The organism is Escherichia sp. HH26CH (assembly GCF_009820205.1).
Taxonomy (GTDB): Bacteria; Pseudomonadota; Gammaproteobacteria; order Enterobacterales; family Enterobacteriaceae; genus Escherichia; species Escherichia coli_F.
On the sequence record NZ_VNXM01000025.1, the window covers coordinates 49,083 to 64,653 of the forward strand.

General features: G+C 51.5%; 16 protein-coding genes. 11 read left to right on the plus strand and 5 right to left on the minus strand.

Annotated elements, in window-relative coordinates:
* Positions 1-29: 29 nt before the first annotated feature.
* The 3 genes from degS to zapG all read right to left on the minus strand — a co-directional run bounded on the left by degS (position 30) and on the right by zapG (position 3,106).
* Positions 30-1,097: an outer membrane-stress sensor serine endopeptidase DegS gene (degS, locus tag FQ015_RS08765; protein ID WP_000497723.1), complete on the minus strand. Its 1,068-nt coding sequence runs from the start codon at positions 1,095-1,097 to the stop codon at positions 30-32.
* A gap of 89 nt (positions 1,098-1,186) precedes the next feature.
* Positions 1,187-2,554, minus strand: a complete 1,368-nt coding sequence (degQ, locus tag FQ015_RS08770; RefSeq protein ID WP_001316675.1) for a serine endoprotease DegQ — start codon at positions 2,552-2,554, stop codon at positions 1,187-1,189.
* A gap of 153 nt (positions 2,555-2,707) precedes the next feature.
* Complete coding sequence (gene zapG, locus FQ015_RS08775) at positions 2,708-3,106, minus strand: Z-ring associated protein ZapG (protein WP_001295270.1); 399 nt, start codon at positions 3,104-3,106, stop codon at positions 2,708-2,710.
* A 193-nt stretch (positions 3,107-3,299) separates the two neighbouring features.
* On the opposite strand from zapG, the gene zapE reads away from it, so the two are divergent.
* The 5 genes from zapE to sspB all read left to right on the plus strand — a co-directional run bounded on the left by zapE (position 3,300) and on the right by sspB (position 7,017).
* Complete coding sequence (zapE, locus tag FQ015_RS08780) at positions 3,300-4,427, plus strand: cell division protein ZapE (protein WP_001192355.1); 1,128 nt, start codon at positions 3,300-3,302, stop codon at positions 4,425-4,427.
* 218 nt (positions 4,428-4,645) lie between these two features.
* A complete protein-coding gene (gene rplM, locus FQ015_RS08785; protein ID WP_000847559.1) occupies positions 4,646-5,074 on the plus strand; it encodes a 50S ribosomal protein L13 in 429 nt (142 codons plus the stop codon).
* Between the two features lie 15 nt (positions 5,075-5,089).
* Entirely contained in the window at positions 5,090-5,482 is a 393-nt protein-coding gene (gene rpsI / locus FQ015_RS08790) for a 30S ribosomal protein S9 (RefSeq protein WP_000829818.1), read from the plus strand.
* Positions 5,483-5,875: 393 nt separating this feature from the next.
* Positions 5,876-6,514, plus strand: coding sequence for a stringent starvation protein SspA (gene sspA, locus FQ015_RS08795; RefSeq protein WP_000257293.1), 639 nt, complete (start codon positions 5,876-5,878; stop codon positions 6,512-6,514).
* A gap of 5 nt (positions 6,515-6,519) precedes the next feature.
* On the plus strand, positions 6,520-7,017 hold the full coding sequence (gene sspB, locus FQ015_RS08800) for a ClpXP protease specificity-enhancing factor (protein WP_000366126.1): 498 nt from the start codon (positions 6,520-6,522) through the stop codon (positions 7,015-7,017).
* Positions 7,018-7,060: 43 nt separating this feature from the next.
* Here the strand turns inward: sspB and dcuC are convergent, their stop codons facing one another.
* The gene (dcuC, locus tag FQ015_RS08805; RefSeq protein ID WP_039021327.1) at positions 7,061-8,428 is read right to left on the minus strand and encodes an anaerobic C4-dicarboxylate transporter DcuC; all 1,368 of its coding nucleotides are present in this window, start codon (positions 8,426-8,428) and stop codon (positions 7,061-7,063) included.
* A 379-nt stretch (positions 8,429-8,807) separates the two neighbouring features.
* Between dcuC and nanR the strand changes: the two genes are divergently transcribed.
* The 6 genes from nanR (at position 8,808) to nanQ (ending at position 14,282) form a co-directional block, all read left to right on the plus strand.
* Positions 8,808-9,599 (plus strand): transcriptional regulator NanR, encoded by a 792-nt coding sequence (gene nanR / locus FQ015_RS08810; protein ID WP_039021328.1) that lies wholly within the window; start codon positions 8,808-8,810, stop codon positions 9,597-9,599.
* A 121-nt stretch (positions 9,600-9,720) separates the two neighbouring features.
* The gene (gene nanA / locus FQ015_RS08815; RefSeq protein ID WP_000224719.1) at positions 9,721-10,614 is read left to right on the plus strand and encodes an N-acetylneuraminate lyase; all 894 of its coding nucleotides are present in this window, start codon (positions 9,721-9,723) and stop codon (positions 10,612-10,614) included.
* Between the two features lie 108 nt (positions 10,615-10,722).
* The gene (nanT, locus tag FQ015_RS08820; protein WP_000108486.1) at positions 10,723-12,213 is read left to right on the plus strand and encodes a sialic acid transporter NanT; all 1,491 of its coding nucleotides are present in this window, start codon (positions 10,723-10,725) and stop codon (positions 12,211-12,213) included.
* Between the two features lie 46 nt (positions 12,214-12,259).
* A complete protein-coding gene (locus tag FQ015_RS08825; protein ID WP_000054239.1) occupies positions 12,260-12,949 on the plus strand; it encodes an N-acetylmannosamine-6-phosphate 2-epimerase in 690 nt (229 codons plus the stop codon).
* Positions 12,946-13,821, plus strand: coding sequence for an N-acetylmannosamine kinase (gene nanK / locus FQ015_RS08830; RefSeq protein ID WP_039021329.1), 876 nt, complete (start codon positions 12,946-12,948; stop codon positions 13,819-13,821). The genes FQ015_RS08825 and nanK overlap by 4 nt, the downstream gene beginning before the upstream one ends.
* Positions 13,818-14,282, plus strand: a complete 465-nt coding sequence (gene nanQ, locus FQ015_RS08835) for an N-acetylneuraminate anomerase (protein WP_039021330.1) — start codon at positions 13,818-13,820, stop codon at positions 14,280-14,282. The genes nanK and nanQ overlap by 4 nt, the downstream gene beginning before the upstream one ends.
* Before the next feature lie 59 nt (positions 14,283-14,341).
* Here nanQ and FQ015_RS08840 read toward each other — a convergent pair whose 3' ends face one another.
* Positions 14,342-15,454: a PDDEXK nuclease domain-containing protein gene (locus tag FQ015_RS08840; RefSeq protein ID WP_039021331.1), complete on the minus strand. Its 1,113-nt coding sequence runs from the start codon at positions 15,452-15,454 to the stop codon at positions 14,342-14,344.
* Between the last annotated feature and the right edge of the window lie 117 nt (positions 15,455-15,571).

A 15,571-nucleotide genomic window follows, 5' to 3' on the forward strand; every position in this document is an offset into this window, starting at 1 on the left:
CTCCGGTTTTTTTGTCTTTCACGTTGGCCTTAATTGGTTGCCGGATATTCCTGAATGGTGACCTGCAGCGTTAACTGCTTATCATCACGCATCACTACAACCGGGATCACCGAGCCAGGGCGAATTTCCGCCACCTGATCCATCGTCTCCAGAGCAGAGATGGCCGGTTTGTTATCCACCGAAATAATCAAATCATTGACCTGAATACCCGCATTCGCCGCCGGGCCGTCAGGTGACACTTCATTAACCACGATCCCTTGCAGTTGATCTATACCACCGCCCTGCGCGTGCAGTGGTGCGATCTCACGTCCGCCGATACCAATGTAGCCGCGGATCACGCGACCATCGCGGATCAGCTTATCCATAATTTTGGTTGCTAACTGGAAAGGAATCGCAAAGCCGATGCCTTCCGGCGTTTCGCCATCGTTACTCTTATCAAACGACAGCGTGTTAATGCCCATCAGTTCGCCCAGCGAGTTCACCAGCGCGCCGCCAGAGTTACCGTGGTTAATGGAAGCATCGGTTTGCAGGAAGTTTTGCCGCCCGGTCGGATTAAGACCGATTCGACCCGTGGCACTAATAATCCCCTGGGTAATGGTCTGCCCGAGGTTGTACGGGTTACCGATCGCCAGTACCACATCGCCGATGTGCGGTACGCGACGTGCATTGATTGGAATGGTAGGTAAACCGCCAGTGGCATTAATTTTAAGTACCGCCAGATCGGTTAGAGAGTCAGATCCCACCAGCAATGCTTCAAATACACGTCCATCTTGTAAGGCGACGATGATCTGATCGGCGTCGTTGATGACGTGTTTATTGGTGATGATATAACCGCGTTGATCCATGATTACACCGGATCCCAGGGTGCGGATCTCAAGCTGGTTGTGAGAGTTGGTGTTCAAACCACGGTTGTAAACGTTAACCACCGCTGGCGCGGCGCGGCGAACCGCCAGATTATAGCTGGCAGGCGTCTCATCGGTACTGTCAAATTGCGGAGTGGAAAGCGGGTTAAGGCTGCGCAGCGAAGGCATGGCAACCAGCAGAATAGCGCCGACAATTAATCCAATCGCAACGGAACGTAAGAGCTTCACAAACATGATGGAGGCGTCATTAAAAAAGGGAACGGCAGCAGCATACCACGAGTTAACCGGACATCACACGTCAGCCTGATGCCCGGTTTACGACATTAACGCATCAGCAAATAGATGCTTTCATTGCCGCGTACAATTTGCAGGGCGATGATGGCCGGTTTTGCCGCCAGCACTTTACGCATTTCAGCAATCGAGTTCACCCGATCGCGGTTGACGCCAATGATCACATCGTCTTTTTGCAAGCCTGCCTGAGCAGCTGGGCTTCCTTTGACAACCTCATCGATCTTAATACCTTTGCCGCCATCTTTTAGCTGACCATCGCTCAAGGTTGCACCTTCCAGCGCTGGCGTGATCATTTCAGCGCTGGCCGACGAAGAGGTGCTGGTATCGAGCGTCACTTCTACTTCCAGTGGTTTGCCGTTACGCAGCAGGCCAAGCTTCACTTTCGTGCCCGGCTCGGTGGTTGCGATACGAGAGCGCAACTCAGCAAAGCTATTCAGCGGTTTGCCGTTGAGGCTGGTAATAATATCGCCCGCTTTGATGCCCGCTTTTGCCGAGCCAGAACCTGGCAACACTTCGCTGACAAACGCGCCACGCTGCACGTCAAGGTTGAAGGCTTTGGCGATATCGGCACTCATCTCGGTGCCTTTGATGCCTAACAGACCGCGTTTGATTTCACCAAAGTCGATAAGCTGCTGCGCCAGTGTTCGCGCCATATTACTGGGGATGGCAAATCCAATCCCGACGCTCCCACCGCCAGGCGCAAGGATTGCAGTGTTGATGCCAATTAACTCACCGTTAAGGTTTAACAGTGCACCGCCGGAGTTACCGCGGTTAATGGAAGCATCTGTCTGGATAAAGTTTTCAAGACCTTCAAGATTCAACCCGCTGCGGCCTAATGCGGAAACAATGCCAGAGGTGGCGGTTTGCCCAAGGCCAAATGGGTTACCGACTGCCACGGCAAAATCACCGACGCGCAGTTTGTCTGAGTCGGCAATGGCGATTTGCGTTAATTTACTCGGGTTTTGAATTTGCAAAAGGGCGATATCGCTTTGGTCATCGCTACCAATCAGTTTTGCATCAAACTCGCGCCCATCATTGAGTTGAATACTGATTTTCTGTGCCTGATTAATTACATGGTTGTTGGTCAGAACATAGCCTTTACTGGCGTTGATGATGACACCGGAGCCTAAACCTTCGAAAGGTTGTGCAGGTTGATCCGGTAAATCATCACCAAAAAACTTTTTGAATTCTTCCGGGATTTTCTGTCCCTGACTGGCCGTTCCTTCCACTCGTACGCTCACCACTGCCGGAAGCACTTTTTCCAGCATTGGGGCCAGACTGGGGAGAGGGGCCTGATCGGCAACCTGGCCTGGAATCGACGCAACGGCCTGAAATGACGCCGAGAGAGTTAACCCGACACTTAACGCTAATGCACTCAACAGCTGGGTTTGTTTTTTCATTATTCCTGCTCTCGTACCTGAATGATAAGAAAAGAGATTCAAAACAGTTTGATGTTATTGAATTTTCAGACGGCTAACAATGAGACACCAGATTAAATGATAGTCGGGGAGGGAAAGAAGAGGAGGGCGCAATGGCTGCGCCCGAAAAATAAATTAGTCGCGCTTCGCGCCAGTACGCAGCAGGCCTGACGCGCCTTCAGAATAGTCGCGTGGCATTTGCACCGGTGCCTGATCGTTGCTGGCTTCAGACTCTGCCAGACGATTACGGAACGGGTTTGCTTCAGCAGACAGTTCCGGCAGCAGGCTGCTGGAGCTTTTCGCCATGTGTTGATACAGCTGGCGATAGTCGTGCGCCATGGTATCCAGTAATTCCGCGCTGCGGGCAAAGTGGCTAACCAGCTCTTCGCGATACTCGTCCAGTTCAGCTTTATTCTTTTCCAGTTCGTACTGCAACGCCTGTTGCTGGCGTAGTTTACGATTACCAAAACGCATGGCCACAGCACCAATAATGATGCCGACGACTAACCCAATTAGCGCATATTCCCAGGTCATGAACATCTCCCGTTGTCTTTTGTTTCCGTAGGGTGTTGGCTTCAGGCTCCATGCCTGCGGCTGATTATGCCACTATAACCGTTAATTCCACAGAAGTGGAATCCCGACTGCATATCGCGTAGTGTAGAACGGCCTTTTTTTCGTCAACCGTGAACAACGGCGCACCGATTATTCAAGGAATAACAATAAGATCATGCAAAGCGTTACCCCAACATCGCAATACCTGAAGGCGCTCAATGAAGGCAGCCATCAACCCGACGACGTTCAAAAAGAGGCCGTCAGCCGCCTGGAAATTATTTATCAGGAACTCATCAATAGCACGCCTCCAGCCCCCAGGACGAGTGGGCTAATGGCGCGGGTCGGTAAGCTGTGGGGTAAACGCGAAGACACACAGCATACGCCAGTGCGTGGCTTATATATGTGGGGCGGGGTAGGACGCGGGAAAACCTGGCTGATGGACCTTTTCTATCAAAGCCTGCCGGGAGAGCGGAAACAGCGTCTGCACTTTCACCGTTTTATGCTGCGGGTACATGAAGAGCTAACTGCTTTGCAGGGGCAGACCGATCCGCTGGAAATTATTGCCGATCGCTTTAAAGCAGAAACTGACGTGCTCTGTTTTGACGAATTTTTTGTTTCTGATATTACCGATGCCATGCTACTTGGCGGCCTGATGAAAGCCCTGTTCGCCCGCGGTATTACCCTGGTAGCGACGTCAAATATTCCGCCGGACGAACTTTATCGAAATGGCCTGCAACGTGCGCGTTTTTTGCCTGCAATCGATGCCATTAAACAGCATTGTGATGTAATGAACGTGGACGCCGGTGTTGATTATCGACTGCGTACGCTCACTCAGGCGCACCTGTGGCTTTCGCCACTCAACGATGAAACCCGGACGCAAATGGACAAACTATGGTTGGCGCTGGCGGGGGCGAAACGAGAAAATTCACCGACGTTAGAAATCAACCATCGGCCATTGGCGACAATGGGCGTCGAGAACCAGACGCTGGCGGTCTCTTTTACTACGCTGTGCGTCGACGCCCGTAGTCAGCATGACTATATTGCGCTCTCACGCCTCTTTCACACGGTCATGTTGTTTGATGTACCAGTTATGACGCGGTTGATGGAGAGCGAAGCGCGGCGCTTTATTGCGCTGGTGGATGAGTTTTACGAGCGCCATGTCAAATTAGTGGTGAGTGCAGAAGTGCCGCTGTATGAAATTTATCAGGGCGATCGGCTGAAGTTTGAGTTCCAGCGTTGCCTGTCACGTCTGCAAGAGATGCAAAGCGAAGAGTATCTGAAGCGCGAGCATTTAGCGGGTTAAAACCTGCCACAAATCACAAAAAGGGGTCGATCTTTGACCCCGACTTCTCTATAATCCTGCGACCCCACGTTACAAGAAAGTTTTTTTCCCAAAACTTTTTGTGTGCTGGCATAGGCTATTCGAAGGGGTAGGTTTGCCGGACTTTGTCGTGTGAACCTCAACAATTGAAGACGTTTGGGTGTTCACCAACGTGTAACTATTTATTGGGTAAGCTTTTAATGAAAACTTTTACAGCTAAACCAGAAACCGTAAAACGCGACTGGTATGTTGTTGACGCGACCGGTAAAACTCTGGGCCGTCTGGCTACTGAACTGGCTCGTCGCCTGCGCGGTAAGCACAAAGCGGAATACACTCCGCACGTAGATACCGGTGATTACATCATCGTTCTGAACGCTGACAAAGTTGCTGTAACCGGCAACAAGCGTACTGACAAAGTGTACTATCACCACACCGGCCACATCGGTGGTATCAAACAAGCGACCTTTGAAGAGATGATTGCTCGCCGTCCTGAGCGTGTGATTGAAATCGCGGTTAAAGGCATGTTGCCAAAAGGCCCGCTGGGTCGTGCTATGTTCCGTAAACTGAAAGTTTACGCGGGTAACGAGCACAACCACGCGGCACAGCAACCGCAAGTTCTTGACATCTAATCGGGATTATAGGCAATGGCTGAAAATCAATACTACGGCACTGGTCGCCGCAAAAGTTCCGCAGCTCGCGTTTTCATCAAACCGGGCAACGGTAAAATCGTAATCAACCAACGTTCTCTGGAACAGTACTTCGGTCGTGAAACTGCCCGCATGGTAGTTCGTCAGCCGCTGGAACTGGTCGACATGGTTGAGAAACTGGACCTGTACATCACCGTTAAAGGTGGTGGTATCTCTGGTCAGGCTGGTGCGATCCGTCACGGTATCACCCGCGCTCTGATGGAATACGACGAGTCCCTGCGTTCTGAACTGCGTAAAGCTGGCTTCGTTACTCGTGACGCTCGTCAGGTTGAACGTAAGAAAGTCGGTCTGCGTAAAGCACGTCGTCGTCCGCAGTTCTCCAAACGTTAATTGGCTTCTGCTCCGGCAGAAAACAATTTGCGAAAAAAACCCGCTTCGGCGGGTTTTTTTATGGCTAAAATCTGAATCAGCGTAAAAAAAGGAATGTTGATTTTTGCTGTCGCCTGACAGACAGAAAACAAAAACCACATCGCCGATAAGGGACTAAGTCAACCATTTCAGACTAAAGCGCATCTCTTTTTCCCCATTTCCGGCATCGACTCACCACAAAGGTCGCAAAATCTGGTAAACTATCATCCAATTTTCTGCCCAAATGTCGGGTATTGCTCATTTTTTGTTTGATTTTCGAACAAAGAGAGTCGTTCCTTACTGGGTAACACAACTTCTGACTGGCCACCTGGTGGCTGGTAGCAGTAAAAATTCTGACTATACCTGGAGGTTTTCATGGCTGTCGCTGCCAACAAACGTTCGGTAATGACGCTGTTTTCCGGTCCTACTGACATCTATAGCCATCAGGTCCGCATTGTGCTGGCTGAGAAAGGTGTAAGTTTCGAGATCGAACACGTGGAAAAGGACAATCCGCCTCAGGATCTGATTGACCTCAACCCGAATCAGAGCGTTCCGACCCTGGTGGATCGTGAGCTGACCCTGTGGGAATCTCGCATCATTATGGAATATCTGGATGAGCGTTTCCCGCATCCGCCACTGATGCCTGTTTACCCGGTAGCTCGCGGTGAAAGCCGTCTGTACATGCATCGCATCGAAAAAGACTGGTACACGCTGATGAACACCATCATCAACGGTTCAGCTTCTGAAGCAGATGCCGCACGTAAGCAACTGCGCGAAGAACTGCTGGCGATTGCGCCGGTCTTCGGTCAGAAGCCGTACTTCCTGAGCGATGAGTTCAGCCTGGTCGATTGCTACCTTGCTCCGCTGCTGTGGCGTCTGCCGCAACTGGGCATCGAGTTCAGCGGTCCGGGTGCGAAAGAGCTGAAAGGCTATATGACCCGCGTCTTTGAACGTGACTCTTTCCTTGCTTCTTTAACTGAAGCAGAACGTGAAATGCGTCTGGGCCGGAGTTAATCTGTATGGATTTGTCACAGCTAACACCACGTCGTCCCTATCTGCTGCGTGCATTCTATGAGTGGTTGCTGGATAACCAGCTCACGCCGCACCTGGTGGTGGATGTGACGCTCCCTGGCGTGCAGGTTCCTATGGAATATGCGCGTGACGGGCAAATCGTACTCAACATTGCGCCGCGTGCTGTCGGCAATCTGGAACTGGCGAATGATGAGGTGCGCTTTAACGCGCGCTTTGGTGGCATTCCGCGTCAGGTTTCTGTGCCGCTGGCTGCCGTGCTGGCTATCTACGCCCGTGAAAATGGCGCAGGCACGATGTTTGAACCTGAAGCTGCCTACGATGAAGATGCCAGCATCATGAATGATGAAGAGGCATCGGCAGACAACGAAACCGTTATGTCGGTTATTGATGGCGACAAGCCAGATCACGATGATGACACTCATCCTGACGATGAACCACCGCAGCCACCACGCGGTGGTCGACCGGCATTACGCGTTGTGAAGTAAAATGAAAACAGGCCCTGGCGGCCTGTTTTGTCTTCTTTATCGCTTAATAAAATAGCGTGATTGTGGCAATCATATTCACCACGAAACCGACTGCCATGGGGATCGCTGTCCGCTTCACCACTGCAAAAGGCGAAACACCTGCAATTCCTGATGTAACGACCACCACCGCAGTAATCGGTGAAACAGCGCGCGCTAGCGTCGTGGCAAAATGCATCGGCATAATCATTACAACCGCTGGTACATGTAGTCCGGCTGCGATATTCGGAATAAGACTGGCAAATGACATAAACGGCGCATTGCCTGAGCCCATCACAATGGCACAAATGGCAATGACCAGCGCCATAATAATCATCACGCCAATACCGCCCAGACCAGAATGCTCCGCACCCCTGATAACCGCATCGACAGTGCCAATCGTCGTTAAGCCTTTCGCAAATATTTCACCCGCGACCACCAGCGTTACCACGTTGGCAAACTGCGTACCCATGCCGTCAAAAAACGCCTGCACATCGTCCATTGTTTCGCGCAAGTTATGCTTGCGGAAGAACTCAACAAACATCGTCACCGTCAAACTCAGTAACATCACCACCACCAGATGCAGTTCTGACTGCATCAGCCCGACGTGGGCGAGGAACAGCGAGCCGAGCATCAGGATTAACGGCATCACCGGTAAAATGGCGTAATAGAGTGGCGGGACATTATCGAGAGCTTTTTGCTCTGCCTGTTCGTGATTGATATTTTTATCTTTTTTGTCGAAAGCGCGTTGCACGAAAAAGTGGGAGATCGCCACCGAGATAATGACGCAAGAGGCGACCGGAAGCTGGTAGTGGAAGAAGTAAGTGGCAATTTTCATTCCTGCTACCTGGGCAGCAAAAATGGAGTTCGTTTCCAGAATCCCCCACTCAATGGACATCGTGGTTGCGATAACCGCCACCGCAGAGAGACGACTTACTCCCAGACTCACCAGTGTCGGAAATAAGGTGACCATCAGCAACATACCCAGACCGGAGGCGCTGGTAATAAACTGCGCCATGATTTGGCCGATGACGTAAGTTGCCGACAGAATAAGATACGGCGAGCGAATGAGTTTTAACGGGCGGCTTAACAAGCTCACCATCGCCCGACTGGCTCCTATGCGCTCCATGTAGCGGGCATACCCGCCCACCGCCATAATCGACAACCCTAACCCGGCAATGCGGTTGGACAGCATGCGCAGGATTTCATTATAAATATCGACGATCAAGTAGCCGCTGCTTTTGGCGGGATCGAGTACTCCACCGAACCCTAACCAGACACCGCACATCATCAGGAAGATACCTGCGGCAGCCAGCACCACTTGAGGTTTGTAGTTTTTCAGGATCAAATAGCCCATCGTCATTAATACGATGACAGATATAATTATGCCGAACATTGTTGAACTCCGTGTCAAAAGAAAACGGTCAATCCCATAAACGGCAGATTGAAAACAGTGATGTTATATTTTTTGCAAGGCTATTTATGGTGTTGGTGTCGTATTTTTTAATTCTGGATGAGGAAATTTTTCATTATAAAATATGCATTTATGATTATTTTGTAAGAACATATTCGTAATATTCATAATGCTTGTGAATAGTCTTATGAATAATTCATTCAGGATGTTTTTATCGGCGTTACACTAATTTTCGCAATAGTTAATTATTACGTTAATTATGATAATAATGAGACACAAAGAGAAAAAACCGCCATTTCCCCCTACTTTCAATCCTGTGATAGGATGTCACTGATGATGTTAATCACACTGACCTTACAGAATGGGCCTTATGAACGCATTTGATTCGCAAACCGAAGATTCTTCACCTGCAATTGGTCGCAACTTGCGCAGCCGCCCGCTGGCGCGTAAAAAACTCTCCGAAATGGTGGAAGAAGAGCTGGAGCAGATGATCCGCCGCCGTGAATTTGGCGAAGGTGAACAATTACCGTCTGAACGCGAACTGATGGCGTTCTTTAACGTCGGGCGACCTTCGGTGCGTGAAGCGCTGGCAGCATTAAAACGAAAAGGTCTGGTGCAAATAAACAATGGAGAACGCGCCCGCGTCTCGCGTCCTTCGGCGGACACCATCATCGGCGAGCTTTCCGGCATGGCGAAAGATTTCCTTTCTCATCCTGGCGGGATTGCCCATTTCGAACAATTACGTCTGTTCTTTGAATCCAGCCTGGTGCGCTATGCGGCTGAACACGCCACCGATGAGCAAATCGATTTGCTGGCAAAAGCACTGGAAATCAACAGTCAGTCGCTGGATAACAACGCGGCATTCATTCGTTCAGACGTTGATTTCCACCGCGTGCTGGCGGAGATCCCCGGTAACCCAATCTTCATGGCGATCCACGTTGCCCTGCTCGACTGGCTGATCGCCGCACGTCCAACCGTGGCTGATCAGGCTCTGCACGAGCATAACAACGTTAGCTATCAACAGCATATTGCGATCGTTGATGCGATCCGCCGCCACGATCCCGATGAAGCCGATCGCGCGTTGCAATCGCATCTCAACAGCGTCTCTGCTACCTGGCACGCCTTCGGTCAGACCACCCACAAAAAGAAATAATGCCACTTTAGTGAAGCAGATCGCATTATAAGCTTTCTGTATGGGGTGTTGCTTAATTGATCTGGTATAACAGGTATAAAGGTATATCGTTTATCAGACAAGCATCACTTCAGAGGTATTTATGGCAACGAATTTACGTGGCGTAATGGCCGCACTCCTGACTCCTTTTGATCAACAACAAGCACTGGATAAAGCGAGTCTGCGTCGCCTGGTTCAGTTCAATATTCAGCAGGGCATCGACGGTTTATACGTGGGTGGTTCAACCGGCGAAGCCTTTGTACAAAGCCTTTCCGAGCGTGAACAGGTACTGGAAATCGTCGCCGAAGAGGCGAAAGGCAAGATTAAACTCATCGCTCATGTAGGTTGCGTCAGCACTGCTGAAAGCCAACAGCTTGCATCTTCAGCCAAACGTTATGGCTTCGATGCCGTCTCCGCCGTCACGCCGTTCTACTACCCTTTCAGCTTTGAAGAACACTGCGATCACTATCGGGCAATTATTGATTCGGCGGATGGGTTGCCGATGGTGGTGTACAACATTCCGGCGTTAAGCGGCGTTAAACTGACCCTGGATCAGATTAACACTCTGGTTACGTTGCCTGGTGTCGGCGCGCTGAAACAGACCTCTGGCGATCTCTATCAGATGGAGCAGATCCGTCGTGAACATCCGGATCTGGTGCTCTATAACGGTTACGACGAAATCTTTGCTTCTGGTTTGTTGGCGGGCGCTGATGGTGGTATCGGCAGTACTTACAACATTATGGGCTGGCGTTATCAGGGTATCGTGAAGGCGCTGAAAGAAGGCGATATCCAGACCGCGCAGAAGCTGCAAACCGAATGTAATAAAGTCATTGATTTACTGATCAAAACGGGCGTATTCCGCGGCCTGAAAACGGTCCTGCACTATATGGATGTCGTTTCTGTGCCGCTGTGCCGCAAACCGTTTGGTCCGGTCGATGAAAAATATCTGCCAGAACTGAAGGCGCTAGCCCAGCAGTTGATGCAAGAGCGCGGGTGAGTTTTTTCCCCTCGCTCGCCCCTACCGGGTGAGGGGAAATAAACGCATCTGTACCCTACAATTTTTATACCAAAGCGTGTGGGCATCGCCCACCGCGGGAGACTCACAATGAGTACTACAACCCAGAATATCCCGTGGTATCGCCATCTCAACCGCGCACAATGGCGCGCATTTTCCGCTGCCTGGTTGGGATATCTGCTTGACGGTTTTGATTTCGTTTTAATCGCCCTGGTACTCACCGAAGTACAAGGTGAATTCGGGCTGACGACGGTACAGGCGGCAAGTCTGATCTCCGCAGCCTTTATCTCTCGCTGGTTCGGCGGCCTGATGCTCGGCGCTATGGGTGACCGCTACGGACGTCGTCTGGCAATGGTCACCAGCATCGTTCTCTTCTCGGTCGGGACGCTGGCCTGCGGTTTTGCGCCAGGCTACATCACCATGTTTATCGCTCGTCTGGTCATCGGCATGGGGATGGCGGGTGAATACGGTTCCAGCGCCACCTATGTCATTGAAAGCTGGCCAAAGCATCTGCGTAACAAAGCCAGTGGTTTTCTGATTTCAGGCTTCTCGGTGGGTGCCGTCGTTGCCGCTCAGGTCTACAGCCTGGTGGTTCCGGTCTGGGGCTGGCGTGCATTGTTTTTTATCGGCATCTTACCAATCATCTTTGCTCTCTGGCTGCGTAAAAACATCCCGGAAGCGGAAGACTGGAAAGAGAAACACGCAGGTAAAGCACCAGTACGCACAATGGTAGATATTCTCTACCGTGGTGAACATCGTATCGCCAATATCGTGATGACACTGGCGGCGGCCACTGCGCTGTGGTTCTGCTTCGCCGGTAACCTGCAAAATGCCGCAATCGTCGCTGTACTCGGGCTGTTATGCGCCGCAATCTTTATCAGCTTTATGGTACAGAGTACGGGCAAACGCTGGCCAACGGGCGTAATGCTGATGGTGGTCGTGTTGTTTGCTTTCCTCTACTCATGGCCGATTCAGGCGCTGCTGCCAACGTATCTTAAAACTGAACTTGCTTATAACCCGCATACGGTTGCCAATGTGCTGTTCTTTAGTGGCTTTGGTGCGGCGGTGGGGTGCTGCGTCGGTGGCTTCCTCGGTGACTGGCTGGGAACCCGCAAAGCGTACGTTTGCAGTCTGCTGGCCTCACAGCTGCTGATTATTCCGGTATTTGCGATTGGTGGCGCAAACGTCTGGGTGCTCGGTCTGTTACTGTTCTTCCAGCAAATGCTTGGTCAGGGCATCTCCGGGATTTTACCGAAACTGATCGGCGGTTATTTCGATACCGACCAGCGTGCGGCGGGGCTGGGCTTTACCTACAACGTTGGCGCATTGGGTGGTGCACTGGCCCCAATCCTCGGCGCGTTGATCGCTCAACGTCTGGATCTGGGCACTGCTCTGGGATCGCTTTCGTTCAGTCTTACATTTGTGGTGATCCTGCTGATTGGTCTGGATATGCCTTCCCGCGTTCAGCGTTGGCTGCGCCCGGAAGCGTTGCGTACTCATGACGCTATCGACGGCAAACCATTTAGCGGTGCCGTACCGTTTGGCAGCGCTAAAAACGATTTAGTCAAAACCAAAAGTTAATCCTGTTGCCCGGTCCTGGACCGGGCCTTTTGCTAAGGGAAGATGTATGTCGTTACTTGCACAACTGGATCAAAAAATCGCTGCTAACGGTGGCCTGATTGTCTCCTGCCAGCCGGTTCCGGACAGCCCGCTCGATAAACCGGAAATCGTCGCTGCTATGGCATTAGCGGCAGAGCAGGCGGGCGCGGTTGCCATTCGCATTGAAGGTGTGGCAAATCTACAAGCCACGCGTGCGGTGGTGAGCGTGCCGATTATCGGGATTGTGAAGCGCGATCTGGAGGATTCTCCGGTACGCATCACGGCCTATATTGAAGATGTTGATGCACTGGCGCAGGCGGGTGCGGATATTATCGCGATTGACGGCACTGACCGACCGCGCCCGGTTCCAGTTGAAACACTACTGGCGCGTATTCACCATCACGGTTTACTGGCGATGACCGACTGTTCAACGCCGGAAGACGGCCTGGCTTGCCAAAAGCTGGGAGCCGAAATTATTGGTACTACGCTTTCTGGCTATACCACGCCTGAAACGCCAGAAGAGCCGGATCTGGCACTGGTAAAAACATTAAGCGACGCCGGATGTCGGGTGATTGCCGAAGGGCGTTACAACACGCCTGCTCAGGCGGCGGATGCGATGCGCCACGGCGCATGGGCGGTGACGGTCGGTTCTGCTATCACACGTCTTGAACACATTTGTCAGTGGTACAACACAGCGATGAAAAAGGCGGTGCTATGACTACACTGGCGATTGATATCGGCGGTACTAAACTTGCCGCCGCGCTGATTGGCGCTGATGGGCAGATCCGCGATCGCCGTGAACTTCCTACGCCTGCTAGCCAGACACCAGAAGCCTTGCGTGAAGCCTTAGCCGAATTAGTCTCTCCGTTACAAGCGCATGCGCAGCAGGTTGCCATCGCTTCTACCGGAATTATTCGCGACGGCAGCCTGCTGGCGCTGAATCCGCATAATCTCGGTGGATTGCTACACTTTCCGTTAGTCAAAACTTTGGAACAACTTACCGATTTGCCGACCATTGCCATTAACGACGCGCAGGCCGCAGCGTGGGCGGAGTATCAGGCGCTGGAAGGCGATATAACCGAGATGGTGTTTATCACTGTTTCCACTGGCGTCGGCGGCGGTGTAGTGAGCGGCGGCAAACTGCTTACCGGCCCTGGAGGTCTGGCGGGGCACATCGGGCATACGCTTGCCGATCCGCATGGTCCAGTCTGCGGCTGTGGACGCACAGGTTGCGTGGAGGCGATTGCTTCTGGGCGCGGCATTGCGGCGGCAGCGCAAGGGGAGTTGGCTGGTGCGAATGCGAAAACTATTTTCACGCACGCCGGGCAGGGCGATGAGCAGGCGCAGCAACTGATTCACCGCTCCGCACATGTGCTGGCAAGGCTGATCGCTGATATTAAAGCCACAACTGATTGTCAGTGCGTAGTGGTCGGTGGCAGCGTTGGTCTGGCAGAAGGGTATCTGGCGTTGGTGGAAACGTATCTGGCGCAGGAGCCAGCGGCATTTCATGTTGATTTACTGGCGGCGCACTACCGCCATGATGCAGGTTTACTTGGGGCTGCGCTGTTGGCCCAGGGAGAAAAATTATGATGATGGGTGAAGTTCAGTCATTACCGTCTGCTGGGTTACATCCTGCGTTACAGGACGCGTTAACGCTGGCATTAGCTGCCAGACCGCAAGAAAAAGCGCCGGGTCGTTACGAATTACAGGGCGATAATATCTTTATGAATGTCATGACGTTTAACACTCAATCGCCCGTCGAGAAAAAAGCGGAATTGCACGAGCAATACATTGATATCCAACTGTTATTAAACGGTGAGGAACGGATCCTGTTTGGCATGGCAGGCACTGCGCGTCAGTGTGAAGAGTTCCACCATGAAGATGATTACCAGCTTTGCAGCGCCATTGAGAATGAGCAAAGCATCATCCTGAAACCGGGAATGTTCGCCGTGTTTATGCCTGGAGAACCGCATAAGCCGGGATGCGTTGTTGGCGAGCCGGGTGAGATTAAAAAGGTGGTCGTGAAGGTTAAGGCTGAGTTAATGGCTTAAAACTTAGTTCGTTTTAAAGATTCTGCAGACACTGTCTGCAGAATTCGAAACCGCTGAAATTAACGGCGTCTATAGCCTTCCTCTAGCACCGCCTGTGTTCGAACGAGTTCATCCGCGAGTCGTTTTTCATCAGGTAGCTGCATCTTATATTCACTTGCCAGAACGGTGTTAGGCAAACCTGCCAGCGCATAATGCGCTTCTCCGGCTCCTTTCTCTGCACAGAGAACCAGACCGATGGGCGGATTTTCATCCGGTAGCGTCCAGTGCTCTTTGGCGTAGTTGAGATACATATTCATCTGTCCGGCATCGCTATAGCTGAATTTGCCCACTTTTAGATCGACGATTAGCAGGCAGCGTAAACGGCGGTGGAAAAACAGCAGATCGACACGAAACCAGTTGTCATCAATGCGTAACCTTCGCTGTCGACCAACAAAGGCAAAATCATCCCCAAGTTCCAGCATGAAATCCATCAGGTGGTTGATCAGCGCCTCCTCAAAATCGGATTCTGAGTATTCATCTTTCAATTCCAGAAATTCGAGCACAAAGGGATCGCGTATCGCCTGTTGCGGAAGAATATGCGTCTCGGCAGGGGCGTGTTGTTGCAGCATGGCTGATTTGTCATGTGACAGTAGTGTTCGCTCATAAAATTGGGTCGCAATTTGCCGTTCGAGCTGACGAGCAGACCAGCCACAGCGGAGTGTCTCTTTCTCATAAAAGCTACGAGCGTCAGCGTTTTTAACAGAAAGCAAACGGACGTAAGTGGACCATGGCAGGGGGAAGGATTTGGCAAGTTGCGCTAAATGGCAAGATTCGCCAGACAGTGTCTGGCGAATTGTGGGGGTGAATTGTGCAGACAGTGTCTGCACAATTTCAATTCGTTGAAAACAAATATAAAAATTCTTAAACTGCCATAAATTTCTGGTGGAAAACCCACGCTTATACCTTAGACTTAAATCCTTTGAGAGCCGTTTGATAAGCTGTGCACCATAAGCCGCTCTGGCCTCGCCGCCTTGTTCAAATTCGACAATCCGTCGACCAATTTCCCAGTATGTCGCGGTCATTAACGCGTTAACGCTACGTACCGTTTCCGTGCGGGCGCTATCGACCAGGTGAATAATACCGTCGTGGATTTGCTGGTAGCCTGCTGTGGTTCCTTCTGAGAGCGATTCCATTATCTGTCCCTTTATATGGCGCTGCGTTGAATAATGGGATCAGCTATACGCCGGGCATCTGCCGGTAACAATCCAGGTGGGCTTGTTACATGGGTTTTCTTCACGTTATGCGAGGCG

Excerpts from the sequence above, each read along its gene's own strand:
- nanT (WP_000108486.1), top strand. The coding sequence starts at position 10,723 with ATGAGTACTACAACCCAGAATATCCCGTGGTATCGCCATCTCAACCGC.
- nanQ (WP_039021330.1), top strand. The coding sequence starts at position 13,818 with ATGATGATGGGTGAAGTTCAGTCATTACCGTCTGCTGGGTTACATCCT.
- degQ (WP_001316675.1), bottom strand. The coding sequence starts at position 2,554 with ATGAAAAAACAAACCCAGCTGTTGAGTGCATTAGCGTTAAGTGTCGGG.
- FQ015_RS08825 (WP_000054239.1), top strand. The coding sequence starts at position 12,260 with ATGTCGTTACTTGCACAACTGGATCAAAAAATCGCTGCTAACGGTGGC.
- rplM (WP_000847559.1), top strand. The coding sequence starts at position 4,646 with ATGAAAACTTTTACAGCTAAACCAGAAACCGTAAAACGCGACTGGTAT.
- sspB (WP_000366126.1), top strand. The coding sequence starts at position 6,520 with ATGGATTTGTCACAGCTAACACCACGTCGTCCCTATCTGCTGCGTGCA.
- nanR (WP_039021328.1), top strand. The coding sequence starts at position 8,808 with ATGGGCCTTATGAACGCATTTGATTCGCAAACCGAAGATTCTTCACCT.
- dcuC (WP_039021327.1), bottom strand. The coding sequence starts at position 8,428 with ATGTTCGGCATAATTATATCTGTCATCGTATTAATGACGATGGGCTAT.
- degS (WP_000497723.1), bottom strand. The coding sequence starts at position 1,097 with ATGTTTGTGAAGCTCTTACGTTCCGTTGCGATTGGATTAATTGTCGGC.
- nanA (WP_000224719.1), top strand. The coding sequence starts at position 9,721 with ATGGCAACGAATTTACGTGGCGTAATGGCCGCACTCCTGACTCCTTTT.
- rpsI (WP_000829818.1), top strand. The coding sequence starts at position 5,090 with ATGGCTGAAAATCAATACTACGGCACTGGTCGCCGCAAAAGTTCCGCA.
- nanK (WP_039021329.1), top strand. The coding sequence starts at position 12,946 with ATGACTACACTGGCGATTGATATCGGCGGTACTAAACTTGCCGCCGCG.
- zapE (WP_001192355.1), top strand. The coding sequence starts at position 3,300 with ATGCAAAGCGTTACCCCAACATCGCAATACCTGAAGGCGCTCAATGAA.
- sspA (WP_000257293.1), top strand. The coding sequence starts at position 5,876 with ATGGCTGTCGCTGCCAACAAACGTTCGGTAATGACGCTGTTTTCCGGT.
- zapG (WP_001295270.1), bottom strand. The coding sequence starts at position 3,106 with ATGACCTGGGAATATGCGCTAATTGGGTTAGTCGTCGGCATCATTATT.
- FQ015_RS08840 (WP_039021331.1), bottom strand. The coding sequence starts at position 15,454 with ATGGAATCGCTCTCAGAAGGAACCACAGCAGGCTACCAGCAAATCCAC.